This window comes from Stenotrophomonas sp. 2201_Sma (assembly GCF_056486685.1).
Genome location: NZ_CM151329.1, coordinates 1,869,196 through 1,895,461 on the forward strand (window position 1 = coordinate 1,869,196; position 26,266 = coordinate 1,895,461).

Annotated in this window: 25 protein-coding genes; 16 read left to right on the top strand and 9 right to left on the bottom strand. The window is 66.3% G+C overall.

The annotated features are described in order from the left end of the window. Positions 1-117 precede the first annotated feature (117 nt). The 6 genes from ACZLIF_RS08835 to ykgO all read right to left on the bottom strand — a co-directional run bounded on the left by ACZLIF_RS08835 (position 118) and on the right by ykgO (position 4,617). Positions 118-1,338 carry a TraB/GumN family protein gene (locus ACZLIF_RS08835; RefSeq protein ID WP_206733978.1) on the bottom strand — a complete coding sequence of 407 codons (1,221 nt, stop codon included), beginning with the start codon at positions 1,336-1,338 and terminating at the stop codon, positions 118-120. A 4-nt stretch (positions 1,339-1,342) separates the two neighbouring features. Continuing rightward, complete coding sequence (locus tag ACZLIF_RS08840) at positions 1,343-1,873, bottom strand: GNAT family N-acetyltransferase (protein WP_128988941.1); 531 nt, start codon at positions 1,871-1,873, stop codon at positions 1,343-1,345. A gap of 13 nt (positions 1,874-1,886) precedes the next feature. Next, on the bottom strand, positions 1,887-2,774 hold the full coding sequence (locus ACZLIF_RS08845) for a carbon-nitrogen hydrolase (protein ID WP_053517744.1): 888 nt from the start codon (positions 2,772-2,774) through the stop codon (positions 1,887-1,889). A gap of 164 nt (positions 2,775-2,938) precedes the next feature. Further along, a complete protein-coding gene (locus tag ACZLIF_RS08850) occupies positions 2,939-3,976 on the bottom strand; it encodes an agmatine deiminase family protein (protein ID WP_478462523.1) in 1,038 nt (345 codons plus the stop codon). Positions 3,977-4,015: 39 nt separating this feature from the next. Further along, positions 4,016-4,345, bottom strand: coding sequence for a hypothetical protein (locus tag ACZLIF_RS08855; protein WP_053517741.1), 330 nt, complete (start codon positions 4,343-4,345; stop codon positions 4,016-4,018). A 146-nt stretch (positions 4,346-4,491) separates the two neighbouring features. Continuing rightward, complete coding sequence (ykgO, locus tag ACZLIF_RS08860) at positions 4,492-4,617, bottom strand: type B 50S ribosomal protein L36 (protein ID WP_005409283.1); 126 nt, start codon at positions 4,615-4,617, stop codon at positions 4,492-4,494. 197 nt (positions 4,618-4,814) lie between these two features. Here ykgO and cmk point away from each other — a divergent pair, with 197 nt between their 5' ends. From cmk to galU, 8 genes are all read left to right on the top strand, one after another. Beyond that, entirely contained in the window at positions 4,815-5,492 is a 678-nt protein-coding gene (gene cmk / locus ACZLIF_RS08865) for a (d)CMP kinase (protein WP_053517740.1), read from the top strand. A gap of 199 nt (positions 5,493-5,691) precedes the next feature. Next, the gene (rpsA, locus tag ACZLIF_RS08870) at positions 5,692-7,371 is read left to right on the top strand and encodes a 30S ribosomal protein S1 (RefSeq protein WP_053517739.1); all 1,680 of its coding nucleotides are present in this window, start codon (positions 5,692-5,694) and stop codon (positions 7,369-7,371) included. A gap of 85 nt (positions 7,372-7,456) precedes the next feature. Then, positions 7,457-7,762: an integration host factor subunit beta gene (locus ACZLIF_RS08875; RefSeq protein WP_053517737.1), complete on the top strand. Its 306-nt coding sequence runs from the start codon at positions 7,457-7,459 to the stop codon at positions 7,760-7,762. A gap of 77 nt (positions 7,763-7,839) precedes the next feature. Then, complete coding sequence (locus ACZLIF_RS08880) at positions 7,840-8,124, top strand: lipopolysaccharide assembly protein LapA domain-containing protein (RefSeq protein WP_053517736.1); 285 nt, start codon at positions 7,840-7,842, stop codon at positions 8,122-8,124. A gap of 6 nt (positions 8,125-8,130) precedes the next feature. Then, positions 8,131-9,309 (top strand): lipopolysaccharide assembly protein LapB, encoded by a 1,179-nt coding sequence (gene lapB / locus ACZLIF_RS08885; protein WP_053517734.1) that lies wholly within the window; start codon positions 8,131-8,133, stop codon positions 9,307-9,309. A 3-nt stretch (positions 9,310-9,312) separates the two neighbouring features. Further along, complete coding sequence (locus ACZLIF_RS08890; RefSeq protein ID WP_053517733.1) at positions 9,313-10,302, top strand: MraY family glycosyltransferase; 990 nt, start codon at positions 9,313-9,315, stop codon at positions 10,300-10,302. 3 nt (positions 10,303-10,305) lie between these two features. Further along, entirely contained in the window at positions 10,306-12,216 is a 1,911-nt protein-coding gene (locus tag ACZLIF_RS08895) for a polysaccharide biosynthesis protein (RefSeq protein WP_053517731.1), read from the top strand. Then, on the top strand, positions 12,216-13,094 hold the full coding sequence (gene galU, locus ACZLIF_RS08900) for a UTP--glucose-1-phosphate uridylyltransferase GalU (protein WP_053517730.1): 879 nt from the start codon (positions 12,216-12,218) through the stop codon (positions 13,092-13,094). Before ACZLIF_RS08895 ends, galU begins: the two co-directional genes overlap by 1 nt. Before the next feature lie 463 nt (positions 13,095-13,557). Here galU and ACZLIF_RS08905 read toward each other — a convergent pair whose 3' ends face one another. From ACZLIF_RS08905 to ACZLIF_RS08915, 3 genes are all read right to left on the bottom strand, one after another. Further along, the gene (locus tag ACZLIF_RS08905; protein ID WP_128989543.1) at positions 13,558-14,766 is read right to left on the bottom strand and encodes an acetyl-CoA C-acyltransferase; all 1,209 of its coding nucleotides are present in this window, start codon (positions 14,764-14,766) and stop codon (positions 13,558-13,560) included. A gap of 92 nt (positions 14,767-14,858) precedes the next feature. After that, complete coding sequence (locus ACZLIF_RS08910; protein WP_128989545.1) at positions 14,859-17,231, bottom strand: 3-hydroxyacyl-CoA dehydrogenase/enoyl-CoA hydratase family protein; 2,373 nt, start codon at positions 17,229-17,231, stop codon at positions 14,859-14,861. Positions 17,232-17,271: 40 nt separating this feature from the next. Beyond that, positions 17,272-17,928: a TetR/AcrR family transcriptional regulator gene (locus ACZLIF_RS08915; protein ID WP_065175050.1), complete on the bottom strand. Its 657-nt coding sequence runs from the start codon at positions 17,926-17,928 to the stop codon at positions 17,272-17,274. A 348-nt stretch (positions 17,929-18,276) separates the two neighbouring features. Here ACZLIF_RS08915 and ndk point away from each other — a divergent pair, with 348 nt between their 5' ends. From ndk to moeB, 8 genes are all read left to right on the top strand, one after another. After that, positions 18,277-18,702: a nucleoside-diphosphate kinase gene (gene ndk, locus ACZLIF_RS08920; RefSeq protein ID WP_005409295.1), complete on the top strand. Its 426-nt coding sequence runs from the start codon at positions 18,277-18,279 to the stop codon at positions 18,700-18,702. 10 nt (positions 18,703-18,712) lie between these two features. Then, the gene (rlmN, locus tag ACZLIF_RS08925; RefSeq protein ID WP_053520188.1) at positions 18,713-19,918 is read left to right on the top strand and encodes a dual-specificity RNA methyltransferase RlmN; all 1,206 of its coding nucleotides are present in this window, start codon (positions 18,713-18,715) and stop codon (positions 19,916-19,918) included. After that, on the top strand, positions 19,905-20,690 hold the full coding sequence (gene pilW / locus ACZLIF_RS08930; protein ID WP_128989547.1) for a type IV pilus biogenesis/stability protein PilW: 786 nt from the start codon (positions 19,905-19,907) through the stop codon (positions 20,688-20,690). The genes rlmN and pilW overlap by 14 nt, the downstream gene beginning before the upstream one ends. An 18-nt stretch (positions 20,691-20,708) precedes the next feature. Continuing rightward, the gene (locus ACZLIF_RS08935; protein WP_065175051.1) at positions 20,709-21,578 is read left to right on the top strand and encodes a RodZ domain-containing protein; all 870 of its coding nucleotides are present in this window, start codon (positions 20,709-20,711) and stop codon (positions 21,576-21,578) included. A 64-nt stretch (positions 21,579-21,642) separates the two neighbouring features. Continuing rightward, a complete protein-coding gene (locus tag ACZLIF_RS08940) occupies positions 21,643-22,281 on the top strand; it encodes a YfgM family protein (RefSeq protein WP_053520185.1) in 639 nt (212 codons plus the stop codon). Further along, the gene (bamB, locus tag ACZLIF_RS08945) at positions 22,281-23,489 is read left to right on the top strand and encodes an outer membrane protein assembly factor BamB (RefSeq protein WP_053520184.1); all 1,209 of its coding nucleotides are present in this window, start codon (positions 22,281-22,283) and stop codon (positions 23,487-23,489) included. Before ACZLIF_RS08940 ends, bamB begins: the two co-directional genes overlap by 1 nt. Positions 23,490-23,504: 15 nt before the next feature. Beyond that, a complete protein-coding gene (gene der, locus ACZLIF_RS08950; protein WP_053520183.1) occupies positions 23,505-24,902 on the top strand; it encodes a ribosome biogenesis GTPase Der in 1,398 nt (465 codons plus the stop codon). Positions 24,903-25,028: 126 nt separating this feature from the next. Continuing rightward, entirely contained in the window at positions 25,029-26,165 is a 1,137-nt protein-coding gene (moeB, locus tag ACZLIF_RS08955) for a molybdopterin-synthase adenylyltransferase MoeB (RefSeq protein WP_128989549.1), read from the top strand. Positions 26,166-26,266: the final 101 nt, after the last annotated feature.

Below are 26,266 nucleotides of genomic sequence, written 5' to 3' on the forward strand. Positions count from 1 at the left end.
TGGTGTGGGGAGGCCGGTCGTAGTGGGGCGGCCTCCCTTTTTTTTCGCCGGGCATGGCCCGGCGCTACCATCACCGCCACACGGTATCGCCGGGCCATGCCCGGCGGGGCGTTGCAATCAACCTGCGACCTTGCCCCACACCTGGAAGCCGGTCAGCCACAGGCCGAGCATGCTGCCGAGATTGGTCAGCATGAACGTCAGCACCACGCGGGTGACCCGATTGCGGTACCAGCCCTTCAACGACTGTGCATCGTCGCGCAGCTGCAGGAAATCCTGGTACGCCGGCTTGCGCAGGCGTGCCTCGACCAGCGCCGAGAACGCGCCGGTGGGAATGCTGAGCCGGAACGGCTTGAACGGGGCGACCACGATCGCCGTGAGAATGCTCAGCGGGTGACTGCCGGCCAGCAGACAGCCGAGGCCGGCCAGGCCGCCGGTGTACATCGCCCACGTGGCCAGCAGTTCGGTGCCCACGCCCAGGCCTCCGCGGTAGAAGCCGACGGCGATGCCGGTGATGACGATGGCAAGGATGCCCAGCGTGAACCACGGGATGTTGCGCTTCTTCGGCACGGCTTCGAGTTCGGCGCGCAACGGTGCCGGTGCATCGGTATCCGTTTCGAGGTATCGCGCCAGGCCTGCCAGATGGCCGGCGCCGACCACCGCCAGCACTTCGCGCTGCCGCGGGTCGTGTTCTTCGCGCAGGCGCGTGGCCATGTAGCGGTCGCGCTCGCCGATGATGGTTTCGTACAGCGCGGGATTCTCGGTCGCGAACTCGCCGAAGCTCGACTCCAGCATGTCGCCCTGCTTGAGCTTCTCGATTTCGTTTTCGCCCACCTCTTCCGATGAGAACAGGCCGGCGCCCAGGCCCGCAACCAGCTTCAGCTTGCCGAAGAAGCCCAGCCGCTGCGAGGCGCGGCGGAAGGTCAGGCCCACCTCGCGGTCGATCAGATGGACGGGCAGGCCGCGCTCACGCCCCAGTTCGACGGCGCGCTTCAGTTCCGCACCCGGCTCGATGCCGAGCTGTTCGGCCAGACGACGCTGGTAGGCGGAAAGCGCCAGGTTGGCGGCGAACAGGGCAACTCGACCCTTGCGGATCACCTCGACCAGGTCCAGCTTGGCCAACGTGTCCGGATCGCTCAGGGCCTGCAGGCGCTGGGGGTCCAGTTCGACCGCGACGGCATCGAAGCGGCCGCTGTTGATTGCTTTCTCCACCGCCTCGACGCTGGCGTGGGAAACGTGGGCGGTGCCCAGAAGGGTGTAGCGCACGTCGTCGCGTTCAACGACGCGCACCGGCTGGCCGGCGAACAGATCGTCGCCGGTCTCGGGAAGGATTTCGGTCATGGAGTCATTCATTGGAAGGTGCGGTGTCGGCGCCGTCGCCGAGCGCGCGTTGCATCTGCACGGTGTCCAGCCAGCGGCCGTGCTTGCGGCCGAGGCCGCGGAACACGCCGACCAGCTCGAAGCCGAAACGCTCGTGCAGCCTGATCGAAGCGGTATTGGTCGGTTCGCCGATCACCGCCACCATCTGCCGGAAGCCACGTGCGACGCATGCGTCGATCAGCGCCTGCAACAGGCCGGTGCCGACGCCCTGGCCTTGGAACCGTGCATCGACATAGACCGAGTTCTCCACGGTCCACTGGTAGGCAATGCGCGTGCGGTAGGTGTTGGCGTAGGCGTAGCCGGCGACCTGGCCGTCGATCTCGGCGACCAGATAGGGAAAACCGCGGTCGATGATGTCGCGCATGCGGCGCAGCATCTCGGCCTGGTCCGGTATGTCGTACTCGTACGTGTTGACGAAGTCGGTCACTTCGACCGCGTAGATCGCGGTGATCGCGGCGATGTCGACCGGGCCGGCATCACGGATGAGGACGGCCATGCGCGGCTCCGGTTCAGTCGATGTAGCGCTTGAGCAGATCGCCGTAGGCATCGATGCGGCGATCGCGCAGGAACGGCCAGATGCGGCGCACGTGCTCGCTGCGCTGCAGGTCGACGTCGCATACCAGCACAGCGGCATCGGTGCCGGCTTCGGCCAGGAACTCGCCCTGCGGGCCGAGCACGTGGCTGTTGCCCCAGAACTGGATGCCCGACGCGCCCAGCGGCGAGGCCTCATGGCCGACGCGGTTGCAGCTCAGCACCGGCAGGCCGTTGGCGACGGCATGGCCACGGTGGCTCAGTACCCAGGCATCGCGCTGGCGGGTCTTCTCGTCCTGCACGTCGTCCGGGTCCCAGCCGATCGCGGTCGGGTACAGCAGCAGCTCGGCGCCGGCCAGCGCCATCAGGCGCGCCGCCTCCGGATACCACTGGTCCCAGCACACCAGCACGCCCAGGCGGCCCACCGAGGTGTCGATCGGGGTGAAGCCGATGTCGCCCGGGGTGAAGTAGAACTTCTCGTAGAAGCCCGGATCGTCCGGGATGTGCATCTTGCGGTACTTGCCGAGCAGGGTGCCGTCCTTCTCGAACACCACCGCGGTGTTGTGGTACAGGCCGGCGGCGCGGCGCTCGAACAGCGAACCGACCAGCACCACGCCATGCTTCTTCGCCAGCGCACCCAGGCGCTCGGTGCTCGGGCCCGGGATCGGTTCGGCCAGATCGAACTCGTCAACCGACTCGTGCTGGCAGAAGTAGGGGCCGTTGTGCAGTTCCTGCAGCAGCACCAGCTTGGCGCCCTGCGCTGCCGCTTCGGCCACGCGTGCCTCGATCACCGCCAGATTGGCGGCGGCATCGCCGTGGTTGCGCTCCTGGATCAGGGCGACGGTAAGCGGGCTGCGCGAGTTCATGCGGGTGTTCCTGCGGGGGAAAACCCGCATGTTAGCGCGTATGCGATGCCGCAGCGTGTCGGCCGCTGAACAGGTGCACGCAGCCGGTATCGCCGGGCCATGCCCGGCGTACGAACCGAATGCCGCTGTGCTCGCCGGGCGTGGCCCGGCGCTACCGCATCGTGCTACGCCTTCAGCAGGCCTTCCGGCAGCTGCATGGTGATGCAGTGCAGGCTGCCGTTCTGCCAGATCAGCGAGCGGCAGGGCACCTGGACGATCTCGCGGCCCGGATGGGCCCTGGCCAGCACGTCGCGGGCCAGATCGTCGGCCGGATCACCGTACGCCGGCATCAGCACCGCGCCGTTGACGATCAGGTAGTTGGCGTACGAGGCCGCCAGGCGGCGGTCTTCGTCGATTACCGGCTGTGCCCACGGCAGCGGGAACAGGCGGTATGGCTGACCGTCACGGGTGCGCAGCGCAGCCAGTTCCCTGCCCATCGCCTGCAGCTCGGCGTAGTGCGAGTCGTTCTCGTCGTCGCAGGCCTGGTAGACGATGCTGTCCGCCGAGGCGAAGCGGGCGAGGGTATCGATGTGGGCATCGGTATCGTCGCCTTCCAGGTAGCCGTGGTCGAGCCACAGCACGCGCTCCTGCTGCAGCCAGTCGGCGAGGTCGGTGCTCAGGCTGGCGCGGTCACGATCCGGGTGGCGTTCGTGCAGGCACCTCCAGGTGGTCAGCAGGGTGCCTTCACCGTCGGTTTCGATGGCGCCGCCTTCCAGCGCGAACGGGATGCTGCGCACCGGCGCGTTGTTGAAAACGCCGGCCTGGTCGAGCGCGCCCACCAGCTGATCGTCGAGGGTGGCATCGAACTTGCCGCCCCAGCCGGTGAAGCGGAAGTCCAGCAGCTGGAAACCGCCGTCGGCACGGCGCAGGGTGATCGGGCCCGAGTCGCGCAGCCAGGTGTCGTCGTAGGCCGCCGTGGTGAAGTGCACCCTGTCCATGTCGATGCGGTTGGAGCGCAGCCGCATTTCGGCATAGGTCTCCACATCGTCATCGGCCACGCAGATCAGCACCGGCTGGAAGCGGGTGATCGCTGCAACCAGTGCGATATAGGTTTCCTCCACCTGTCCCAGGCGGTCGGCCCAGTCGGTATCGGCGGTGGGCCAGGCAATCAGGACGCCGCTCTGGGCTTCCCACTCGGCAGGAAAACGAAGGGTCTGGTTCATGGTCTCGCTACACAGGCCCGCCCGGGGCGGGTAAAGGGGTCAACGGATCGGCGGTTTCGGGCCGATTTCGTTCGGGTCCGCCTGGTTGGCCACCACGTCGATCACCTTCTGCTTCTCGAAGTAGACAGTGAACTGTGGGTACACCCAGCGGTTGATGGTCGGCCATTGCCGCTTCTGCCCGCCGCGCGGCTGCAGCTGCTCGCTGGGCGCACCGAACTGGCTCTGCACCTGCTGCATGGACTGGCCACGAAGGGGCAGGGCGCCGGCCGGCTTCTCGCGGGCGCGGTCGACAAGCAGAGTGTCGGCCAGGGCCGGCGTGGCGGCAGCCAGAGTGGCCAGCACGGCCAGGGTGGACAGGTAACGCTTCATCTCGATCTACTCCCCAGTGGTCAAGAAAGGCGATTACAGCAAAATCGGCAGGAAAAAGCCGCATAAACAAAAAACCGCCCGAAGGCGGCTTTTTGCATCGGGTCGGTCCCGCGCGGGACCAGCCGCAGCCACGAAGGCTGTTGGGCTCAGCGCTGACGCGCCTTGAAACGCGGGTTCGACTTGCAGATCACGAAGATCTTGCCACGGCGACGGACGACCTTGCAGTCACGGTGACGGGCCTTCGCCGACTTCAGGGAGGACAGGACTTTCATGGCATACCTCGGCGTAAACAGTAGTTGTTCGGGTGGAGCGTGGCCGCGATATGCGAAAGACAATCGGCAGTTGACGCTCGTTCAAGCCCGCCATTCTACCGGGCTTTTCCTCATGGTTTCAAGTGGTTGCACAAAAGATCCGTCGCGGGGTGTCTGGCAGGGGCTAGAATGCCCCCTTCACACGTACTGGGACCCCCATGAATCCACTCGCTCCCGTCCTGACCATCGACGGCCCATCAGGGGCCGGCAAGGGTACCATCAGCCGCATCGTGGCGCGCCGGATGGGCTGGCATTACCTGGATTCAGGCGCCCTGTACCGGGCGGTGGGCGTGGCCGCCAGCTGGGCCGACATCGATACCTCCGACGCCTCGGCACTGGTGCGGTGCACGTTCGATACCCATGTTCAGTTTGTTGAACAGGGTGACGCGATGCGGGTCCTGGTCAATGGCAGCGATGCCACCGACGAACTGCGGCTGGAGACCACCGGCGCGCTGGCGTCGGCCATCGCGGCCATTCCCGAAGTCCGGGCGGCCCTGAAGGAGCGGCAGCGCGCATTCAGGGAGCTGCCGGGCCTGGTCGCGGACGGTCGCGACATGGGTACGGTGATCTTCCCGGATGCCCCCTACAAGGTGTTCCTGACCGCCAGTGCCGAAGAGCGCGCCGAGCGCCGGCATAAGCAGTTGAAAGACAAGGGGGTTTCTGTTAACTTTGATGACCTCCTGCGCGAGATCATGGCCCGCGACGCCCGTGATGCTCAGCGTACCGTGGCGCCCCTGAAGCCGGCAGACGATGCCGTCCTCATTGACACCACAGGCATCGGCATCGCAGATGTCGTTGCCCGAGTGATGGATCTGCTTCCGGTTCCGGCTGCCTGATCCGTTCGCGCGGGAGCACTGCCAGCCGCATCGGTGGTGGTCGCGCAATAGCAGTGCTGTACAAGCTCCGTCGCGCAATGATGCGTGGCGGTTTTCCTACTTCACACACGACCTGCTTTTCCGGGGTCGACCAACAGGCGGGCGGTCGCCCATCCCCGAAGGGACGCCACCGACCCATGTGTCCAACAGAGTAAATCTAATGACCGAATCATTTGCCGAACTGTTTGAAGCCAGCCAGGCCAATCTGGCCAAGCTGAAGCCGGGCGCCATCGTCAGCGGTACCGTTGTTGAAGTCCGCGGCGACGTCGTGGTGATCAACGCTGGCCTGAAGTCCGAAGGCATCGTGCCGATCGAACAGTTCCGTAACGACGCTGGCGAGATCGATGTCGCCGAAGGCGATATCGTCAAGGTCGCCCTCGACTCCATCGAGAACGGCTTCGGCGAAACCGTCCTGTCGCGCGAGAAGGCCAAGCGCGCGATGGTGTGGGACGAGCTGGAAGAAGCGTTGGAAAAGAACGAAACCATCACCGGCCGCATCAGTGGCAAGGTCAAGGGTGGTTTCACCGTGGACATCAAGGATGTCCGCGCCTTCCTGCCGGGTTCCCTGGTCGATGTGCGCCCGGTGCGCGATCCGGCCTACCTGGAAGGCAAGGAGCTGGAATTCAAGCTCATCAAGCTGGACCGCAAGCGTAACAACGTCGTGGTCTCGCGCCGCGCTGTCGTCGAAAGCGAGCACTCGGAAGAGCGCGAGCAGCTGATGGACAAGCTGCAGGAAGGCGCGATCCTGAAGGGTGTCGTCAAGAACCTGACCGACTACGGCGCGTTCGTGGACCTGGGCGGTATCGACGGCCTGCTGCACATCACCGACATGGCATGGAAGCGCGTGCGCCATCCGTCCGAAGTCGTGAACGTCGGCGACGAGCTGGACGTGCGCGTGCTGAAGTTCGACCGCGAGCGCAACCGCGTTTCGCTGGGCCTGAAGCAGCTGGGCGAAGATCCGTGGGACAACATCGCCCGTCGTTACCCGGCCAACAGCCGCGTCTTCGGCAAGGTCTCCAACGTCACCGATTACGGCGCGTTCGTCGAGATCGAGCCGGGCGTCGAAGGCCTGGTGCACGTCTCCGAGATGGATTGGACCAACAAGAACGTCAACCCGTCCAAGGTCGTGCAGGTCGGTGACGAAGTCGAAGTGATGGTGCTGGACGTCGATGAAGAGCGTCGCCGCATCTCGCTGGGCATGAAGCAGGTTGCCGCCAATCCGTGGGAAACCTTCGCTGCCACCCACAAGAAGGGTGACAAGGTGTCCGGCCAGATCAAGTCGATCACCGACTTCGGCATCTTCATCGGCCTGGACGGTGGCATCGATGGTCTGGTCCACCTGTCCGACATCAGCTGGAACACCACCGGCGAAGACGTCGTTCGCAACTTCAAGAAGGGCGATACCCTGGACGCCGTCGTCCTGGCCGTCGACCCGGAGCGCGAGCGCATCTCCCTGGGCGTGAAGCAGCTGGAGCAGGATCCGTTCGGCCAGTACATGGCGGCCAATCCGAAGGGCTCCAAGGTCGAAGGCGTGGTGAAGGAAGTCGACGCCAAGGGCGCCGTGATCGAACTGGCCGACGGCATCGAAGGCTACGTTTCGGCTCGCGACATCGCCAACGAGCGCGTTGACGACGCCACCCAGCACCTGAAGGTCGGCGACAAGGTCGAAGCCAAGTTCGTGGGCATGGACCGCAAGGGCCGTACCCTGCAGCTGTCGATCAAGGCCAAGGACGACGCGGAAATGCGCGAAGTGCTGGAGGAATACCAGTCCGCTTCGGGTGGCACCACCCAGCTCGGCGCGCTGCTGCGTGCCCAGCTGAACGGTAGCAAGTCCGAGTAATCGGGCCCGTTGTTCGTTGTTTCCTGGACGGCCCGGGCACTGCCCGGGCCGTTTCAGGCTGAAATGCCCCTGATGTGAGCCGGTGATGACCAAATCCGAACTGATCGAAATCCTTGCGCGCCGTCAGGCGCACCTGAAGGCCGATGATGTCGATCTGGCGGTGAAGTCGTTGCTGGAAATGATGGGCGGTTCCCTCTCTGTCGGGGATCGCATCGAAATCCGCGGTTTTGGCAGCTTCTCGCTGCACTACCGCCCGCCGCGCCTGGGTCGCAACCCCAAGACCGGTGAATCGGTTGCCCTGCCGGGCAAGCACGTTCCCCATTTCAAGCCGGGCAAGGAACTGCGCGAGCGGGTCAGCAGCGTGCTGCCGCTGGACGCCGATCCCGCCTGAGCGTCCCGTCGCGCCACCGCGTGCGAATCCAGCCGCGAGTCGGATAAGCTACGGTCTCCCGCCCCTGGAGCTGTCGCATGAAGGTCTTTCGTCTGCTGGTCCTGCTGGCGGTGCTGATCCTTGGATTGATCATCGGTGCGGTCAACATGACCGCGATGTCGATCAACCTGCTGTTCACCGAGCTGCATACCTCCGTCGGCGTGGCATTGATCGCCGCCCTGCTGGTGGGCGTGGTGGTCGGCGCCGGCCTGGTGCTGGTGAGCGTGGTCGTTCCGCTCTACAGCCAGCTGCGCCGCGCCAACAAGTCCGCTGCCGCGACGCCGGCACCGGCCGCTTCCCCCCAATCTTTTGACGGACGTTGATCGAAGATGGATTTCGTCACCGAGTGGTTCTGGTTTTTCCTGTTCGTGCCGCTGGCCGCCCTGGCCGGCTGGGTGATCGGACGGCGTGGCGGTCAGCGCCACGGTGACAACCAGGTCAGCCGACTGTCCAGCACCTACTTCCGTGGCCTGAACTACCTGCTCAACGAGCAGCCGGACAAGGCCATCGAGCTGTTCCTGCACATCGCCGAGCTCGACAAGGAAACCTTCGAGACCCAGGTCGCGCTGGGTCATCTGTTCCGTCGCCGCGGCGAAGTGGACCGCGCCATCCGCCTGCACCAGGGCCTGGTCAACCGCAACGATCTGAGCGATGCGCAGCGCGTGCAGGCGCTGCTGGCGCTGGGCGAGGACTACATGAAGTCCGGCCTGCTGGACCGCGCCGAAACCGTGTTCACCGAGCTGGCCCAGCTGGACCAGCGTGCGCCGCAGGCGCTCAAGCACCTGATCGGGATCTACCAGGCCGAGCGCGACTGGGAGAAGGCGATCGACAACGCCACCCGCTTCGAGGATGTCACCGGCGAGCCGATGGGCAAGCTGATCGGGCAGTTCGAGTGCGAGCTGGCCGAACGCTTCCGTGGCGCCGGCAAGCTGGAAGAGGCGAGGGCGGCCATTGCCCGTGCCTACCAGGCCGATGCGATGTCGGTGCGCGCCGGCATCATCGAAGGACGCCTGGAGAGCGATGCCGGCAATCCTGAAGCGGCGGTGCGAGCCTTCGAGCGTGCTGCGCGCAATGACCCGGAGTATCTGCCGGAACTGCTGCCGGCGCTGATGCAGAACTACCGCAAGGTCGGCGACCTGGGCGGCGCCCGCGCCTTCCTTTCGGAAATGACCGAGCACTACCGCGGTATCGCGCCGGTGCTGGCGCTGACCCGGCTGATGGAGGAACAGGAAGGTGTCGCCCCTGCGCGCGCCTATCTGGGCCGCCAGCTCAAGGACCGCCCCTCGGTGCGCGGCGAATCGGCGTTGATCGACCTGACCCTCGCCGAAGGTGCCGATTCCACGGCCACCCTGCACGATCTCAAGCACATCACCGACCAGCTGCTGGTGCGCAATCCGGCCTACCGCTGCACACGCTGCGGCTTCGGTGCGCGCACCCACCACTGGCAGTGCCCGAGCTGCAAGGAATGGGGTACGGTCAAGCCGCTGCTGAACTACGCGGTGCTCTGAATCATGCCCTGGCTCGTGATGGGCGCGCTGCTGGCGTTGGCCCTGCTGAGCGCCGCCCTGACCTGGGCGGCGCGCGGCTACGCGCTGCGCCGGCAGCTGATGGACCACCCCGGGGAACGCCGCAGCCATAGCGTCGCCACGCCACGTGGCGGCGGCATCGCCATTGTCATCAGCCTGCTGGCCACCGCAGCCGTGGCCATGTGGGCGTGGCCGCAGGCCATGCCGAGCCTGCTGGTCGCCGCTGCCGGCCTGCTGCTGGTCGCGGGCATCGGCTGGTGGGACGACCATCGCCCGCTGCCGGCCATGCGCAGGCTGCTTGTTCATTTCATTGCTGCCGGCCTGTTGGCCGGGCTGGTGAAGATCCACGGCGGCAGCTGGCTGCTGGCCCTGCTGGTGCTGTTCTTCACCGCCTCGTTGATCAACATCTGGAACTTCATGGATGGCATCAACGGCATTGCCAGCAGCCAGGCCATCGTGGTCGCGCTGGGGTTCGCTCCGGTGCTGCCCTGGCCGTGGTCATTGCTGGCCATCGCCCTCGGGCTGGCCTGCGTGGGTTTCCTGCCCTTCAACTTTCCGCGCGCACGCATCTTCCTCGGGGATGTCGGCAGCGGAGCGCTGGGCTACGCGGTGGCGGCCGTCGTGGCCGTGGCCAGCCTGCGCACGGACATCAACTGGATCCTGCTGCTGGTGCCGCTGTCACCGTTCCTCGTGGACGCGGGCTTCACACTGCTGGCGCGCATCATTTCCGGACAACGCTGGATGGAACCCCACACCCAGCACGTCTACCAGCGCGCTGTGCAGGCAGGAGCCAGCCACGCCCTGGTGACAGGGATGTACTTTGTTTTGGGCCTATTCAGCATTACAGTGTTCAATGTCAGTTCGAATCTGCAGCCGAGGTGGGAGGCTGTCGTGGCAATTGCTTGGTTCATCACGCTGAGCATGCTGTGGCTCCTCCTGCGCAATGGAATGCGCCACCGACAAGGAACTCCTTGAAATATGTCTTCACCCTGGCGGGATAGAATCCTCGGCCTGTTGCCGCGTACGGCCATTGTCTGCCACGACCTGTTCATGGTCTGGGCATGCTGGCAGCTGCTCCACGCCGGTCGTTACTCGATCCTGCCGGACGCGCCTGCGCTGCCGTTGTGGAATGTCGATACCACCCTGGTCCTGCTGCTGCAGGGACTGGTGTTCTGGCGCGTCGGCCTGTATCGCGGCCTGTGGCGGTTTGCCAGCGTCAGCGACCTGCTGAACATCTTCAAAGCCAGCTTCATCGGCATGGTCGCCATCGTCCTGGTGCTGATGTGGAAGCGCTTCAACGGCGTGCCGATGTCGGTGCTGGTGATCTATCCCTTCGCGCTGTCGGCCCTGCTGGGCGCGCCGCGCCTGCTGTATCGCGCATGGAAGGACTACCAGGCGCTGCAGTCCGATTCGAGCGCGCGCCGGGTGCTGATCCTGGGTGCCGGACAGGCCGCCGAAACGCTGGTCCGCGATCTGCGTCGTTCCGGCAATTTCGAGCCGGTCGGCCTGCTCGATGACGCCCCGCACTTGCGCGGCGCGAAACTGCAGGGCCTGCCGATCCTGGGCACGCTGGACGATGCGCCGGCCGTGGCCCGCGAAACCGCAGCCAAGCTGCTGGTCATCGCCATTCCGTCGCTGGATGCCGCCGGCATGCAGCGCGTGGTCGCCATCTGCGAGAGCACCGGGGTTCCGTTCCGCACCGTGCCCAAGCTCAGTGACATCCTGCAGGGGCAGTCGCTGCCGGGCCAGCTGAAGGAAGTGGCGATCGAGGATCTGCTCGGCCGCAAGCCGATCATGCCGGACTGGAACCTGATCCGTGGCTGGCTGGGCGGGCGCACCGTGATGGTGACCGGCGCCGGTGGTTCGATCGGTTCAGAACTCTGCCGCCAGTGCGCGCGCCACGGTGCAGGCCGCATCGTCCTGCTGGAGATCAGCGAACTGCTGCTGTTGACCATCGAAGGCGAACTGCGCCGCAGTTTTCCCGACATCGAGATCGAAGCCGTGCTGGGTGACTGCGGTGACCCCGCGGTGATCCGCCATGCGCTGTCGCTGCACCCGGTGGATACGGCCTTCCATGCTGCCGCCTACAAGCATGTGCCGGTGCTGGAACGGCAGCTGCGCGAGGCGGTGCGCAACAACATCCTGGCCACGGAGAACGTCGCCCGTGCCTGCCTGGAGGCACACGTCGAGCACTTCGTGTTCATCTCCACCGACAAGGCGGTCGATCCGGTCAACGCGCTGGGTGCCAGCAAGCGCTACGCCGAGATGATCTGCCAGAGCCTGGACCAGAAGTCCACGCATACCCGCTTCGTCACCGTGCGTTTCGGCAACGTGCTGGCGTCGGCGGGCAGCGTCGTGCCGTTGTTCCGCGAGCAGATCCTCAAGGGCGGGCCGGTCACGGTCACCGACCCGGAGGTCAGCCGCTATTTCATGACGATCCCCGAGGCCTGCCAGCTCATCCTGCAGGCGGCCGCCTCGGCGTCGCATGGCGCCATCTACACGCTCGACATGGGTGAGCCGGTGCCGATCCGGGTGCTGGCCGAGCAGATGATCCGGCTGGCCGGCAAGCAGCCGTACAAGGATATTCCGATCATCTACACCGGGCTGCGCCCGGGTGAGAAGCTGCACGAGACGCTGTTCTATTCCGACGAGGACTATCGTTCGACCGCGCACCCCAAGATCCTCGAAGCCGGCGTGCGCGCGTTCTCGCGTGACATGGTGCTCGGCAACGTTCCGAAGCTGCGCGAAGCGATCAGCAGCTACGACATCGACACCATCCAGGAGATCCTGTTCGCGACGATGCCGGAGTTTTCTCCAATCGAACAGGATGCTTACATCTCATCCGCTAAAGTCGTGCCGTTTCCGACACGCGAGGCCAACAGGCACTAATGAGCAAGCGAATTCGTAAAGCAGTTTTTCCCGTGGCAGGGCTCGGGACGCGCTTCCTGCCGGCGACCAAGACGGTGCCGAAAGAAATGCTGCCGATCATCGATCGTCCGCTTATCCAGTACGCTGTTGATGAGGCCATAGAAGCCGGCTGTGACACGCTGGTGTTCATCACCAACCGCTACAAGCACGCGGTCGCCGACTATTTCGACAAGGCGTATGAGCTGGAACAGAAGCTCGAGCGCGCCGGCAAGCAGGAGCAGCTGGAGATGATCCGCCACGTGCTGCCCAACGGCGTGCGTGCGGTCTTCGTGACGCAGGCCGAAGCGTTGGGTCTGGGCCACGCGGTGCTGTGTGCCAAGGCCGTGATCGGTGACGAGCCGTTCGCCGTGCTGCTGCCGGACGATCTGATCTGGAACCGCGGCGACGGTGCGTTGAAGCAGATGGCCGATCTCAATGAGGCCAGCGGTGCCAGCGTGATCGCCGTCGAGGACGTGCCGCACGACAAAACCGCCAGTTACGGCATCGTGGCCACCGAGGCCTTCGATGGCCGCAAGGGCCGTATCTCGCAGATCGTGGAGAAGCCGAAGCCGGAAGACGCCCCCAGCGACCTGGCGGTGGTCGGCCGCTACGTGTTGAGCCCGAAGATCTTCGATCTGCTGGAGCAGACCGGCAGTGGTGCCGGTGGCGAGATCCAGCTGACCGATGCGATCGCGCAGCTGCTGAAGACCGAGCAGGTCGATGCCTACCGTTTCGAGGGCACCCGTTTCGACTGCGGCACGCACCTGGGGCTGGTCGAGGCGACGATCCGCTTCGCGCTGGACAACCCGAAGCTGGCGGGCCCGGCGCGCGAGAAGCTGGCGGCGATGCTGGCGGAATAAGGTTTATCAAGCGCTCCGTTCGCGGCGCCTTGATTGATACGTGGTGGGCGGTACGGGTGGGCCTTTGCAGGACACGCCGTAAACCCATCCAGGGGGGCTCGATGGCGCCATCCATGGCGCCAACGGTCCTGCAAAGGCCCACCCGTACCGCCTGTCAGATTTCCTGCGGGCGCGGACGGGAAGGGCGGAATCAAAGACAAGAGCAAAAGCAAAAAGGCAGCCATCGGCTGCCTTTTTGCTTGTTGGGGTCAGATCCCTTTGCGCAGCAAAGGGATCTGACCCCAGCTCTTGCTCATCCCTCCGCCGCGGGGAGGCTGGAAGGGCCGGGTTGGCAGGGCTGCCTGGGACCGTTGGCGCCATGGATGGCGCCATCGAGCCCCCATGGATGGGTTCACGGCGTGTCCCAGGCAGCCCTGCCAACCCGGCCCACGCCATGAAGCCCAACGAGGCAACGCTTTGAACCTTACAGCGCCTCGAAAATACCCGCCGCGCCCATGCCGGTGCCGATGCACATCGTCACCACGCCGTACTTCTGCTGGCGACGACGCAGGCCGTGCAGCAGGGTCGCGGTACGGATCGCACCGGTGGCACCCAGCGGGTGGCCCAGGGCGATCGCACCACCCAGCGGGTTCACCTTGTCCGGGTCCAGGCCGCAGTCACGGATCACCGCCAGCGACTGCGCGGCGAAGGCTTCATTGAGCTCGATCCAGTCCAGCTGATCCTGGTTCAGGCCGGCCTGCTTGAGTGCCTTCGGGATCGCGGCGATCGGGCCGATGCCCATCACTTCCGGGCGCACGCCGGCCACCGAGAAGCTGACGAAGCGCGCCAGCGGGGTCAGGCCGTAGTCCTTGATCGCCTGTTCCGACGCCAGCAGCACGGCACCGGCGCCGTCGCTCATCTGCGACGAGTTGCCGGCAGTGACGGTGCCACCGAACTGGCCATTGCGGAACACCGGGCGCAGCTTGGCCAGGCCTTCGGCCGAGGAATCCGGGCGCGGGCCTTCGTCGGTATCGGCAACCTTGTTGCGGGTGATGATGCGCTGGCCATCGGCCAGGTCCGGCAGGTGCGAGACGATCTCGTACGGGCTGATCTCGTCCTTGAACTCGCCGTTCTGGATCGCAGCCATCGCCTTCTGGTGCGACGCCAGGGCGAAGGCATCCTGCTCTTCGCGCGAGACCTTCCACTCTTCGGCCACCTTCTCGGCGGTGATGCCCATGCCGTAGGCGATGGCCACATGGTCGTTGTCGAACACGCTCGGTGCCATCGCGATCTTGTTGCCCATCATCGGCACCATCGACATCGACTCGGTGCCGCCGGCCAGCATCAGGTCGGCGTTGCCCAGGCGGATCGCATCGGCGGCCTGCGCAACGGCCTGCAGGCCGGAGGAGCAGAAGCGATTGACGGTCTGCGCCGCGATGGTGTTCGGCAGGCCGGCCAGCAGCACGCCGATGCGCGCCACGTTCATGCCCTGCTCGGCTTCCGGCATCGCGCAGCCGATGATCGCATCATCGATGCGGTTGACGTCCACGCCCGGCGCCTGCGCGACAACGCTGCGCAGCACGTGGGCAAGCATGTCGTCGGGGCGGGTATTGCGGAACATGCCCTTGGGCGCCTTGCCCACCGGGGTGCGGGTGGCGGCGACGATGTAGGCGTCCTGGATTTGCTTGGTCATTGCAGTGATCTCTCGAATAGGTTTTGTAGAGTCGAGCCATGCTCGACTGCCACAGCAGGTGATGCCGGCCCGGGGCCGGCATCCGCCATCAATCAGTTGCGCAGCGGCTTGCCGGTCTTGAGCATGTGCGCGATGCGGGCCTGGGTCTTTTCCTGCTGGGCCAGTTCGACGAAGTGCTTGCGCTCCAGGGTCAGCAGCCACTCTTCATCGACCAGGGTGCCGCGATCGACCTTGCCGCCGCACAGCACGGTGGCGATGCGCTCGGCAATCTCGTAGTCGTACGGGCTGATGAAGCGACCTTCCAGCATGTTGACCAGCATCATCTTGAAGGTGGCGATGCCGACGTCGCCGGCCACCTGGATGCGGCGTGCCGGCAGCGGCGGACGGTAGCCGGCTTCGGCCAACGCGCGGGCTTCGGCCTTGGCGATGTACAGCGCCTCGTAGCTGTTGAACACCACCTTGTCGGTGCTGCGCAGCAGACCCAGCTCCTTGGCATTGACCGCCGAGTTGGACACCTTGGCCATGGCCACGGTCTCGAAGGTCTTCTTCAGTTCGGCAAACACGTCGCCGCCCGGGCCGGCCGCCTGCGAGGCGCGCACGGCCAGTTCCTTCAAGCCGCCACCGGCCGGCAGCAGGCCGACGCCGGCTTCGACCAGGCCGATATAGCTTTCCAGGAAGGCCACGGTCTTGGCGCTGTGCATCTGGAACTCGCAGCCACCGCCCAGGGCCAGGCCGCGCACGGCAGCCACCACCGGCACCAGCGAGTACTTGATGCGCTGGCTGGTGCGCTGGAAGTTGGCGACCATCTGCTCGAACTGGTCGACCTTGCCGGCCTGCAGCAGGCCCAGGGCGCCGGCCAGATCGGCACCGGCGGAGAACGGTTCCTTCTGCTGCCAGATCACCAGGCCCTGGAAGTCCTTCTCGGCGCGCGAGACGCATTCCTGCAGGCCATCGAGCACCTGGTCGGAGACGGTGTTCATCTTGGTCTTGAAGCTGACCACGGCGATACCGTCGCCGTCGTGCCACATGCGCAGGCCATCGTTCTCGAACACGGTCTCGCCCGGCGCGAACGTTTCGCCCAGCAGCGGATCCGGGAAGCGCTGGCGCTGGTACACCGGCAGCGACGAGCGCGGCAGCTTGGCGTTGCGCGACGGGCTGTAGCTGCCCTCGGCGGCGTGCACGCCGTCGCGGCCATCGAAGACCCAGTCCGGCAGCGGGGCGTTGCTCATGCTCTTGCCGGCGACGATGTCATCGGCGATCCACTGCGCCACCTGCTTCCAGCCCGCGGCCTGCCAGGTCTCGAACGGGCCCAGCGACCAGCCGTAGCCCCAGCGGATCGCGAGATCGACGTCGCGCGCGGTCTCGGCGATGTCGGCCAGGTGGTAGGCGCTGTAGTGGAACAGATCGCGGAAGGTCGCCCACAGGAACTGTGCCTGCGGATGCTGGCTCTCGCGCAGCTTGGCGAACTTCTCGGCCGGGTTCCTGATCTTCAGGATCTCGACCACCTCCGGTGCGGCGCTGCGGTCGGCCGGACGGTAGTCCTGCTTTTCCAGATCGAGCACGACGATGTCCTTGCCGACCTTGCGGAAGATGCCGGCACCGGTCTTCTGGCCCAGCGCGCCCTTGGAGATCAGCGCATCCAGCCACTTGGGCGACTTGAAGAATTCATGCCACGGGTCGTTCGGCAGGGTGTCGCCCATGGTCTTGATCACGTGCGCCATGGTGTCCAGGCCGACTACGTCGGAGGTGCGGTAGGTCGCCGACTTCGGGCGCCCGACCAGCGGCCCGGTCAGGCCATCGACTTCATCGAAGCCCAGGCCGAACTGCTGGGTGTGGTGGATGGTCGACAGGATCGAGAACACGCCGATGCGGTTGCCGATGAAGTTCGGGGTGTCCTTGGCGTAGACCACGCCCTTGCCCAGGGTGGTGACCAGGAACTCTTCCAGGCCTTCCAGCACGGCGGCATCGGTGGTCGAGGCCGGGATCAGCTCGGCCAGGTGCATGTAGCGCGGCGGATTGAAGAAGTGCACGCCGCAGAAGCGGTGGCGCAGCTGTTCCGGCAGCACGTCGGCCAGCTTGTTGATGCCCAGGCCGGAGGTGTTGGACGCCAGCACGGCGTGATCGGCCACGAACGGAGCGATCTTCTTGTAGAGGTCCTGCTTCCAGTCCATGCGCTCGGCAATGGCCTCGATGATCAGGTCGCAGTCCTTCAGCTGCTCCAGCCCCGACTCGTAGTTGGCCGGGGTGATCGCTTCGGCCAGCGACTTGCTGGCCAGCGGCGCCGGGCTGAGCTTGCCCAGGTTGGCGATCGCCTTCAGCACGATGCCATCGGCCGGACCTTCCTTGGCGGGCAGGTCGAACAGCACGGTGTCGACGCCGGCGTTGGTGAGGTGGGCGGCGATCTGGGCACCCATGACGCCGGCACCCAGCACGGCGGCGCGGCGGACTAGCAGGGAATTGGACATGGTGTAAGGGCCTTTGTTGGTCAGCAGTTACTGGGTGGAATCAGGCGGAGGCGGGCAGGGCGCTGCCGCTGCGTGCGGCGGCGCGGAACCCGGCTTCGGCGAAATGGATGAGCTCGTGGGCTGCCTGGGCACGATGCGCCGCTTCGGTGACACCGGCGGGACGCTTGATCAGCCCGAAATCGGCCATGGCGTAGGTGAGCGAGCCGGCCAGGAAATCCAGCCGCCAGTACAGCTCTTCCTTGCTCAGGTCGGGCACGCACTCGGCGATGGCCTTGCCGAACGCACGCAGCACGTGGCCGTAATGGTCGGACAGGAACTTGCGCAGGTTGTCGTTTTTCTCGGCGTAGGCGCGGGCGATCACGCGGACGAAGGCGCCGCCGCTCTGGCGGTCCTGGGCCAGCGCCAGCGCCGGCTCCACGAAGGCGGCCAGCACCGGGCGCAGTTCACCGGGGTGTTCGCTGCGGGCGCGTTCGAGCTGGGCCATGCGGGCGCCGGTCATCTCGTCCATGCGACGGCGGAACACCTCGTTGACCAGGTTTTCCTTGGAACCGAAGTGGTAGTTGACGGCGGCGATGTTGACGTCGGCCTGGCTGGTGACCTGGCGCAGCGACGTGCCGGCAAAGCCGTGCAGGGCGAACAGCTCCTCCGCGGCACCGAGGATCCGGTCCTTGGTCGAGAAGTGGGCGGGCTTGGCCATCGGCAGGCGGACCTTAATCAAACGATTGTTTGATACTAGAACCAGACGGTAGCGTATGGCATTTTGCAGTGCAGCAAAACTGCCGGGCCAGTCAGAGGGCATTCACCCCCGGGTGCGGGGTCGGATCCCCGAAGGGGCTCCGATCCCTGTCGGGCTGGGGGATGGGGTCAGGGCCCCTGCCGGGGCCTGACCCCGGCCGGCATGAGGCCGGCCAGCCATGGGCTGGCACTACTTAGTGGGATCTCTTACAATTCGCCTACGTTTATCAGGCTAAGCCCGCGTTCCGACGCGGGTTTTTTTCATGTACCCTTCGGGCCATCAGCGGCCCGATTCCATTGGAGACATCCCATGGCGCTGGAGCGCACCCTTTCGATCATCAAGCCGGACGCCGTTGCCAAGAACGTCATCGGCGAAATCTACGCCCGCTTTGAAAAGGCCGGCCTGAAGGTCGTCGCCGCCAAGTACAAGCAGCTGTCGCGCCGTGAAGCCGAAGGCTTCTACGCCGTGCACCGCGAGCGTCCGTTCTTCAACGCCCTGGTCGAGTTCATGATCTCCGGCCCGGTGATGATCCAGGCCCTGGAAGGCGAGAACGCCGTGCTGGCCCACCGCGACCTGCTGGGCGCCACCAATCCGAAGGAAGCCGCGCCGGGCACCATCCGTGCCGACTTCGCTGAATCCATCGATGCCAATGCCGCCCACGGCTCGGACTCGGTCGAGAATGCCGCGATCGAAATCGCCTACTTCTTCGCCGCGACCGAAGTCGTCTCGCGCTGAGAGTGATGCCGTGAACGAGGTCGTACAGACACCCGCCATCCAGCCGCTGCCGAAGTCGGCACCCACGGCCGGCAAGCAGAACCTGCTCGACCTCGATCGCGCGGGCCTGGAGACGTTTTTCGTCGAGGTTCTCGGCGAGAAGAAGTTCCGTGCCCACCAGGTGATGAAGTGGATCCACCACCGCTACGTCACCGACTTCGATGAGATGACCGATCTCGGCAAGGTCCTGCGCGCCAAGCTGCAGGATCATGCCGAGGTCGTCGTTCCCAACATCGTGTTCGACAAGCCCTCCGCCGACGGCACCCACAAGTGGCTGCTGGCGATGGGCGTGGATGGCAAGAACGCCATCGAGACCGTGTACATCCCGGACAAGACCCGCGGCACGCTGTGCGTGTCCTCGCAGGTTGGCTGCGGGCTGAACTGCACGTTCTGCTCCACTGCCACCCAGGGCTTCAACCGCAACCTGACCACCGCCGAGATCATCGGCCAGGTGTGGGTGGCTGCGCGCCACCTGGGCAACGTGCCGCACCAGATGCGCCGTCTCACCAACGTGGTGATGATGGGCATGGGCGAGCCGCTGATGAATTTCGACAACGTCGTGCGTGCCATGAGCGTGATGCGCGACGATCTGGGCTATGGCCTGGCGAACAAGCGCGTGACGCTGTCCACGTCCGGCCTGGTGCCGCAGATCGACCGCCTGTCCAGCGAGAGTGATGTCTCCCTGGCGGTGTCGCTGCACGCACCGAACGACGAGCTGCGCGAGACGCTGGTGCCGCTGAACAAGAAGTACCCGATCGCCGAGCTGATGGCCTCGTGCGCGCGCTACCTGCGCGCCAACAAGCGTCGCGAGTCGGTGACCTTCGAATACACCCTGATGAAGGGCATCAACGATCAGCCCGAGCATGCCCGGCAGCTGGCCCGGCTGATGCGCCAGTTCGACAACGCGGTGCAGGCCAAAGACTCGGGCAAGGTCAACCTGATCCCGTTCAATCCGTTCCCGGGCACCCGTTACGAGCGTTCCGAGGAAGCCGACATCCGCGCGTTCCAGAAGATCCTGCTCGACAGCAACGTGCTGACGATGGTCCGCCGCACGCGCGGCGACGACATCGACGCCGCCTGTGGCCAGCTCAAGGGCCAGGTGATGGACCGCACCCGCCGCCAGGCGGAGTTCAACAAGACGCTGCAGGCGGGGAAGGGGAGCGATGCGGCCGCCTGACCGCTTCCGGCTGGCGCTGCTTGCGGGCGTGCTGGCCATGGCGGTCGGTGCCTGCTCCTCCACGCCCAAGGGCCGGCTCGGTCCCAGCGAAGCGCCGGTCTATTCGGTGCGTGACCCGGACGGCGTGCGTCGCCAGGTGCGCGTGAACGACCTGCTGGTGCTGGCCTCGCGCGACATGCAGCTGGGCAATCTGGACGGTGCCGAGAGCAAGGCCCGCCAGGTGCTGAAGCTGCAGCCCGACGAGCCTGACGCACTGGTCCTGCTGGCCGGCATCGATGACCGCCGCGGCCGCACCCGGCAGGCGGGCGAGGGCTTCCGCAGGGCCGCAGAGCTGGCCCCGCAGCGCGGTGACGTACTCAACAACTATGGCGCCTGGCTGTGCCAGCAGGGGCAGGCCGCCGAGTCGCTGGTGTGGTTCGATCGTGCGCTGCAGGCGCCGGGCTATGCCACGGCCGCCGAGGCGCAGGCCAACGCGGGGGGCTGTGCGCTCGACGCGGGGCAGCCCGAACGGGCCGAGCGCGACCTGCGTGCCGCACTCGCGGTGGCTCCGGCCAACCCGGTCGCCCTGGAGGCGATGGCCCAGCTGAGCTTCCGCCAGGGCCGCTACATGGAGGCCCGGGCCTTCGCCGAGCGCAGGATTTCGGCTGCACCCGCAACACGTTCCGTGTTACAACTTGCGTCTCAAATCGAGGCGCGGCTGGGCGATCACGCAGCATCCGATCGCTATCTGCAGCGGATTCGACAGGAATTTCCGCAGGATGCGGGCTCCTAACTCCAGGGTTGATGCATTGTGATTGATGACCAGACTGTGAGCGCTCTCGAGACTGCGGCCGGCTGTGGCACCCGCCTTCGCCAGGCCCGCGAGGCGGCCGGACTGACCCTTGACGACGTCGGACAGCGGCTGCGCATGCCGGTCCAGGTGGTCAGGTCGCTGGAAGAAGAACAGTGGCAGAAGCTTGGTGCGCCGGTGTTCGTCCGCGGCCAGCTGCGCAGCTATGCGCGCCTGCTGAATGTGGATGTGAGCGAACTGCTGGAGCAGGCCCAGGTGGGCCCGGTGGTCCCGCCGACCCTGGTCAGCCATACCCATACCCCGCGTGCGCGCCGGATCGCCGAGAACCTCGGCCGGCGCGTGCTGTATGTCGGCATCACCGCGGTGCTGGCCGTGCCGGTGTGGTTCGCCACGCGCGGCCATTTCGATGGCGGCACGCCGTCGCCGAACACCGCCTCGCTGGACGTGATCCCGGCGACCGTGCCGGTCACCCCCGCCGCCGACGGCGCCGAGCCGGTGGCATCGACGGAGACCTCGGTGGCGTCCACCGCCAAGCCGGCCGCGACCCCGTACGTCGCCTCGCTGGCGCCGGTACCGCGTCCGGCCGCCACTGCGGCGGGTGCCGGCACCACGCTGGAGATGCAGTTCAACGGAGACAGCTGGGTCGACATCGGCGGCCCCGATGGCAGCACCGTCGAGAAGGCGCTGATCCGGTCGGGCGAGAGCCGAAGCTTCACCCCGGGCCAGGTGACCCGGGTCACTCTGGGCAACGCCTCGGCGGTCCAGGTTCAGCAGAACGGCGCTATCGTCGATCTGGCGCCCTACCAGCGAGCCAACGTGGCACGCTTTCAGGTATCCTCTGAAGGCTCCGTGGTCCCGGTTTCGCACTGAGGCGCGGTTTCACCACCTTCGATAATCCCAATGGTCCCTCCCGATGGGCGGGGCGAGAGTACGCATGGCGATCGACGATCTGCTCGACGAGCACGAACAAAGTGAACGCGTCCGCAGCTGGCTGCGGAAGAATGGCGCCAGCATCATCGGTGGCGTGGCCATCGCCATCGGCGCCATCGCCGGCTGGCAGTGGTGGCAGACGCAGCAGGGCGGCAAGCTGGCCTCGGCCAATGTCGAATACCAGAAGGCACTGGTGGGTCTGCAGCAGAACAAGCTCGACGACGCCGCCAAGGCGGTGAAGGCGCTCGAAGCCGGTCCCTCCAGCATCTACGGCGACCTCGCGGCGCTGCAACTGGCCAAGGCCCAGGTCGACGCCGGCAAGAATGAAGAAGCCCTGGCGACGCTGCGCAGCGTGAAGGTCGAAGGAGACCTGCAGCGCGTGGTCGACCAGCGCGTGGCCCGCCTGCTGGTCGCCACCGGCAAGGCCGACGAGGCGATCTCCCTGCTGGGCAGCGCCACCGACAGCGGCAGCCTGGAGATCCACGGCGATGCGCTGATGGCCCAGGGCAAGCGCGATGCCGCCCGCGAACAGTACGAGAAGGCGTTGAAGACGCTGGACGTGGCGGCGCCGCAGCGGCGCCTGCTGGAAACCAAGGTTATGGACGCCGGCGGCACCGTCGCCGCCCCTGCGGAGTCGGTTTGATGAGTCAGAAGGTCATGATCACCCGCGTCGCCACCGTGCTGCTGCTCGGCGTGGCGCTGTCCGGCTGCAGCACCATGAAGGGCTGGTTCGCCGGCAAGGACGCGGAAGCGAAGAAGGCGCAGGAGCCGGCCGAACTGGTCAAGTTCGAGCCGACCCTGAAGGTCAACAAGGCCTGGTCGGTCAATCTGGGCAAGGGTGAGCGTCGCATCGGCGTGCGCCAGGGCCCGGCGGTGGCCAACGGTCACGTGTTCGCTGCGGCGATCACCGGTGGCGTGCACGCCATCGACCTGCAGACCGGCAAGAAGGTCTGGACCTGGGAGCCGAAGAAGGAAAAGAAGAAGGACAAGCTGCGCCTGTCCGGTGGCCCGGGTGTTGGCGAGAACCTCGTCGTGATCGGCACGCTCGACGGCCAGGTCATCGCGCTGGACATCAATGACGGCAGCGAGAAGTGGCGCGCCCGCGTGCCCGGCGAAGTGATCGCCGCGCCGGCGGTGGCCCAGGGCATGGTGTTCGTGCGCAGCAACGACGGCCGCATCACCGCCTTCGACGTGGGCAACGGCACCCAGCGCTGGTTCAACCCGAGCGAACTGCCGGCGCTGACCGTGCGTGGCAATGCGCCGGTGGTGACCGGTCCGGGCGTGCTGTTCATCGGCAGGGATGACGGCGCCATCGCCGCCCTGGCCATGCAGGATGGCCGCACCCTGTGGGAACAGAACGTGGGCAGCGCTGAAGGGCGCACTGAGCTGGAGCGCATGGCCGACATCGACGGTGCGCCGGTGCTCGATGGCAACACGCTGTTCGTGAGCAGCTTCAAGAACCAGACGATGGCCATCGAAGGCCCGACCGGTCGCCCGCTGTGGGCGCGCGACCACGGCGGTGCCGGTGGCGTGGCGGTCTCGTCGGGCAATGTGTTCGTCACCGACAACAAGGGTGGCGTGTTCGGCCTGGACAAGGCCAGTGGCGCGGCGATGTGGTCGCAGACCGGGCTCGCCCGGCGCCTGCTGACCGGCCCGGCACTGCACGGCGACTACGTGGTGGTCGGCGACTACAAGGGATACGTGCACTGGCTGCAGACGTCCGATGGCGCGATGGCGGCGCGGGCCAAGAGCGGCGGTGAAGCTCTGCTGGCCCAGCCGATCGTCGTCGACGGGGTGCTGCTGGTGCAGAACGTGGATGGCAAGCTGACCGCCTTCCGGTTGGCAAATTAATACGGAGTAATCGCGATGCTGCCTTTGGTCGCCCTGGTTGGACGGCCGAATGTCGGCAAGTCGACCATTTTCAATGCGTTGACCCGCACCCGTGACGCCCTGGTCCATGACCAGCCCGGCGTCACCCGTGATCGCAACTACGGCGTCTGCCGCCTCGACGAGGACAATCATTTCCTCGTCGTGGACACCGGCGGTATCGCCGGGGAAGACGAGGGCCTGGCGGGCGCAACCACGCGTCAGGCCCGGGCCGCTGCCGCCGAAGCCGACCTGATCCTGTTCGTCGTCGATGCCCGTGAGGGCACGTCGGCGCTGGATGACGAGATCCTGTCGTGGCTGCGCAAGCTGTCGCGTCCGACCCTGCTGCTCATCAACAAGATCGACGGCACCGACGAGATGGCCGTGCGCTCGGAATTCGCGCGCTACGGCTTCAGCGAGATGCTGACGGTTTCGGCCGCGCATCGTCAGGGCCTGGACGATCTGCTCGATGAAGTGATCCAGCGCCTGCCGGAAGAGGGCAGTGGCGAAGAGCTGGACAACGATCCGAACCGTGTGCGCATCGCCTTTGTCGGCCGCCCCAACGTGGGCAAGTCGACCCTGGTCAACCGCATCCTCGGCGAGGAGCGCATGATCGCCTCCGACGTGCCCGGCACCACCCGCGATTCGATCGCGGTGGACCTGGAACGCGATGGCCGCGAATACCGCCTGATCGACACCGCCGGCCTGCGTCGCCGCTCGCGGGTGGACGAGGTGGTCGAGAAGTTCTCGGTGGTCAAGACCATGCAGTCCATCGAGCAGTGCCAGGTGGCCGTGCTCATGCTGGACGCCACCGAAGGCGTGACCGACCAGGACGCCACCGTGCTGGGGGCCGTACTCGACGCCGGCCGCGCCCTGGTGATCGCCATCAACAAGTGGGATGGCCTGACCGAGTACCAGCGCGAGCAGGCCGAAACCATGCTGTCGCTGAAGCTGGGCTTCGTGCCGTGGGCGGAATCGGTACGCATCTCGGCCAAGCATGGCTCGGGCCTGCGTGAGCTGTTCCGTGCGGTGCACCGCGCCCACGAATCGGCGAACAAGACGTTCACCACCAGCGAAGTGAACAAGGCGCTGGAAGTGGCCTACGAGACCAACCCGCCGCCGACCATCCGCGGCCACGTCTCCAAGCTGCGTTACGTGCACCCGGCCGGGGCCAACCCGCCCACCTTCATCGTGCATGGCACGCGCCTGAAGGAGCTGCAGGAGTCGTACAAGCGCTACCTGGAGAACTTCTTCCGCAAGCGCTTCAAGCTGATCGGTACGCCGGTGGTGTTCCTGTTCCGCGAAGGTGCCAACCCGTACGAGGGCAAGAAAAACGTGCTGACCGAGCGGCAGATCAAGGCCAAGCGGCGCTTGATGAAACACGTCAAGGGCAAGTAACCGGAAAGGCGGCCGCAGGGCCGCCTTTTTCTTTTGACGGGGAATGGGGTCAGATCCCTTTTCCTCCGGAACAGGGATCTGACCCCTGGGACGCTCGGCGGGCAGGGCCTGCGCGATAATGGCGCCATGAGCATCCGAGAGCTTTCCCCCGCGCAGGCGCATGACCGCCTGGCCCATGGCGCCGTGCTGATCGACGTGCGGGAGGCGCACGAGCGCGCCGGTGGCATGGCCGAAGGCGCCCGTGGTGTGGCCAGGGCGGAACTGCAGGCCGACCCGGCCGCGCACCTGCCACGCCCGGAACAGGAAATCCTGCTGATCTGCCAGACCGGCAAGCGTTCGGCCGACGCCGCGCAGGCCCTGCTCGACGCCGGCTACGCGAACGTGGCGTCGGTCGCCGGGGGCACCGTGGCCTGGCGCGAGCAGGCGCTGCCGCTGGTGCAGCCCGTGGCCAGCGCTGCCGACCGCGATTTCTTCGACCGCTACTCGCGCCACCTGCTGCTGCCGCAGGTGGGTGAGGCGGGCCAGCGTCGCCTGCAGCAGTCGCGTGTGCTGGTGCTGGGCGCGGGCGGCCTGGGGGCACCGGCCGGCTTCTACCTGGCCGCGGCCGGGGTCGGGCACCTGCGCTTCGCCGACCACGACCGGGTCGAACGCAGCAACCTGCACCGCCAGATCGTGCATACCGAAGCCAGCGTCGGCCAGCTCAAGGTCGACTCCGCACGCGAGCGTCTGCTGGCGCTGAATCCCGCCATCGACATTGAAGCCGTGCCGCAGCGGGTCACCTCCGACAACGTCGACGCGCTGCTGGACGGGGTGGACGTGGTGCTGGATGGCTCGGACAACTTCCCGCTGCGCTACCTGCTCAACGATGCCTGCATCAAGCACCGGCTGCCGCTGGTGTATGCGGCAATCGAGCGCTTCGACGGCCAGGTGAGCGTGTTCGACGCCGGCCGCCAGCGCGGCGTCGCGCCCTGCTACCGCTGCCTGTTCCCGGAGCCGCCGCCGCCAGAGTTCGCGCCGAACTGTTCCGAGGCCGGCGTGCTGGGCGTGCTGCCAGGGTTGGCCGGCGTGCTGCAGGCCACCGAGGTGTTGAAACTGCTGCTGGGCATCGGCGAGCCCCTGGTGGGGCGTCTGCTGCGTTTCGATGCACTGGGCATGCGTTTCCGCGAAACCGGCATCGGCCCGGACCCACAGTGCCCGTTCTGCGCGCCGGGCGTGCCGTTCCCGGGATACATCGATTACGCCGCCTTCTGCCGGGGCGGGTGATCGCGGTAGCGCCGGGCCATGCCCGGCGAGCGCAGCGGGGGCCGGCACGCATATCCGCCGGGCATGGCCCGGCGCTACCGTTGATCGTTTCAGAATGATCT

Excerpts from the sequence above, each read along its gene's own strand:
- ACZLIF_RS08835 (WP_206733978.1), bottom strand. The coding sequence starts at position 1,338 with ATGACCGAAATCCTTCCCGAGACCGGCGACGATCTGTTCGCCGGCCAG.
- ACZLIF_RS08840 (WP_128988941.1), bottom strand. The coding sequence starts at position 1,873 with ATGGCCGTCCTCATCCGTGATGCCGGCCCGGTCGACATCGCCGCGATC.
- ACZLIF_RS08845 (WP_053517744.1), bottom strand. The coding sequence starts at position 2,774 with ATGAACTCGCGCAGCCCGCTTACCGTCGCCCTGATCCAGGAGCGCAAC.
- ACZLIF_RS08850 (WP_478462523.1), bottom strand. The coding sequence starts at position 3,976 with ATGAACCAGACCCTTCGTTTTCCTGCCGAGTGGGAAGCCCAGAGCGGC.
- ACZLIF_RS08855 (WP_053517741.1), bottom strand. The coding sequence starts at position 4,345 with ATGAAGCGTTACCTGTCCACCCTGGCCGTGCTGGCCACTCTGGCTGCC.
- ykgO (WP_005409283.1), bottom strand. The coding sequence starts at position 4,617 with ATGAAAGTCCTGTCCTCCCTGAAGTCGGCGAAGGCCCGTCACCGTGAC.
- cmk (WP_053517740.1), top strand. The coding sequence starts at position 4,815 with ATGAATCCACTCGCTCCCGTCCTGACCATCGACGGCCCATCAGGGGCC.
- rpsA (WP_053517739.1), top strand. The coding sequence starts at position 5,692 with ATGACCGAATCATTTGCCGAACTGTTTGAAGCCAGCCAGGCCAATCTG.
- ACZLIF_RS08875 (WP_053517737.1), top strand. The coding sequence starts at position 7,457 with ATGACCAAATCCGAACTGATCGAAATCCTTGCGCGCCGTCAGGCGCAC.
- ACZLIF_RS08880 (WP_053517736.1), top strand. The coding sequence starts at position 7,840 with ATGAAGGTCTTTCGTCTGCTGGTCCTGCTGGCGGTGCTGATCCTTGGA.
- lapB (WP_053517734.1), top strand. The coding sequence starts at position 8,131 with ATGGATTTCGTCACCGAGTGGTTCTGGTTTTTCCTGTTCGTGCCGCTG.
- ACZLIF_RS08890 (WP_053517733.1), top strand. The coding sequence starts at position 9,313 with ATGCCCTGGCTCGTGATGGGCGCGCTGCTGGCGTTGGCCCTGCTGAGC.
- ACZLIF_RS08895 (WP_053517731.1), top strand. The coding sequence starts at position 10,306 with ATGTCTTCACCCTGGCGGGATAGAATCCTCGGCCTGTTGCCGCGTACG.
- galU (WP_053517730.1), top strand. The coding sequence starts at position 12,216 with ATGAGCAAGCGAATTCGTAAAGCAGTTTTTCCCGTGGCAGGGCTCGGG.
- ACZLIF_RS08905 (WP_128989543.1), bottom strand. The coding sequence starts at position 14,766 with ATGACCAAGCAAATCCAGGACGCCTACATCGTCGCCGCCACCCGCACC.
- ACZLIF_RS08910 (WP_128989545.1), bottom strand. The coding sequence starts at position 17,231 with ATGTCCAATTCCCTGCTAGTCCGCCGCGCCGCCGTGCTGGGTGCCGGC.
- ACZLIF_RS08915 (WP_065175050.1), bottom strand. The coding sequence starts at position 17,928 with ATGGCCAAGCCCGCCCACTTCTCGACCAAGGACCGGATCCTCGGTGCC.
- ndk (WP_005409295.1), top strand. The coding sequence starts at position 18,277 with ATGGCGCTGGAGCGCACCCTTTCGATCATCAAGCCGGACGCCGTTGCC.
- pilW (WP_128989547.1), top strand. The coding sequence starts at position 19,905 with ATGCGGCCGCCTGACCGCTTCCGGCTGGCGCTGCTTGCGGGCGTGCTG.
- ACZLIF_RS08940 (WP_053520185.1), top strand. The coding sequence starts at position 21,643 with ATGGCGATCGACGATCTGCTCGACGAGCACGAACAAAGTGAACGCGTC.
- bamB (WP_053520184.1), top strand. The coding sequence starts at position 22,281 with ATGAGTCAGAAGGTCATGATCACCCGCGTCGCCACCGTGCTGCTGCTC.
- der (WP_053520183.1), top strand. The coding sequence starts at position 23,505 with ATGCTGCCTTTGGTCGCCCTGGTTGGACGGCCGAATGTCGGCAAGTCG.
- moeB (WP_128989549.1), top strand. The coding sequence starts at position 25,029 with ATGAGCATCCGAGAGCTTTCCCCCGCGCAGGCGCATGACCGCCTGGCC.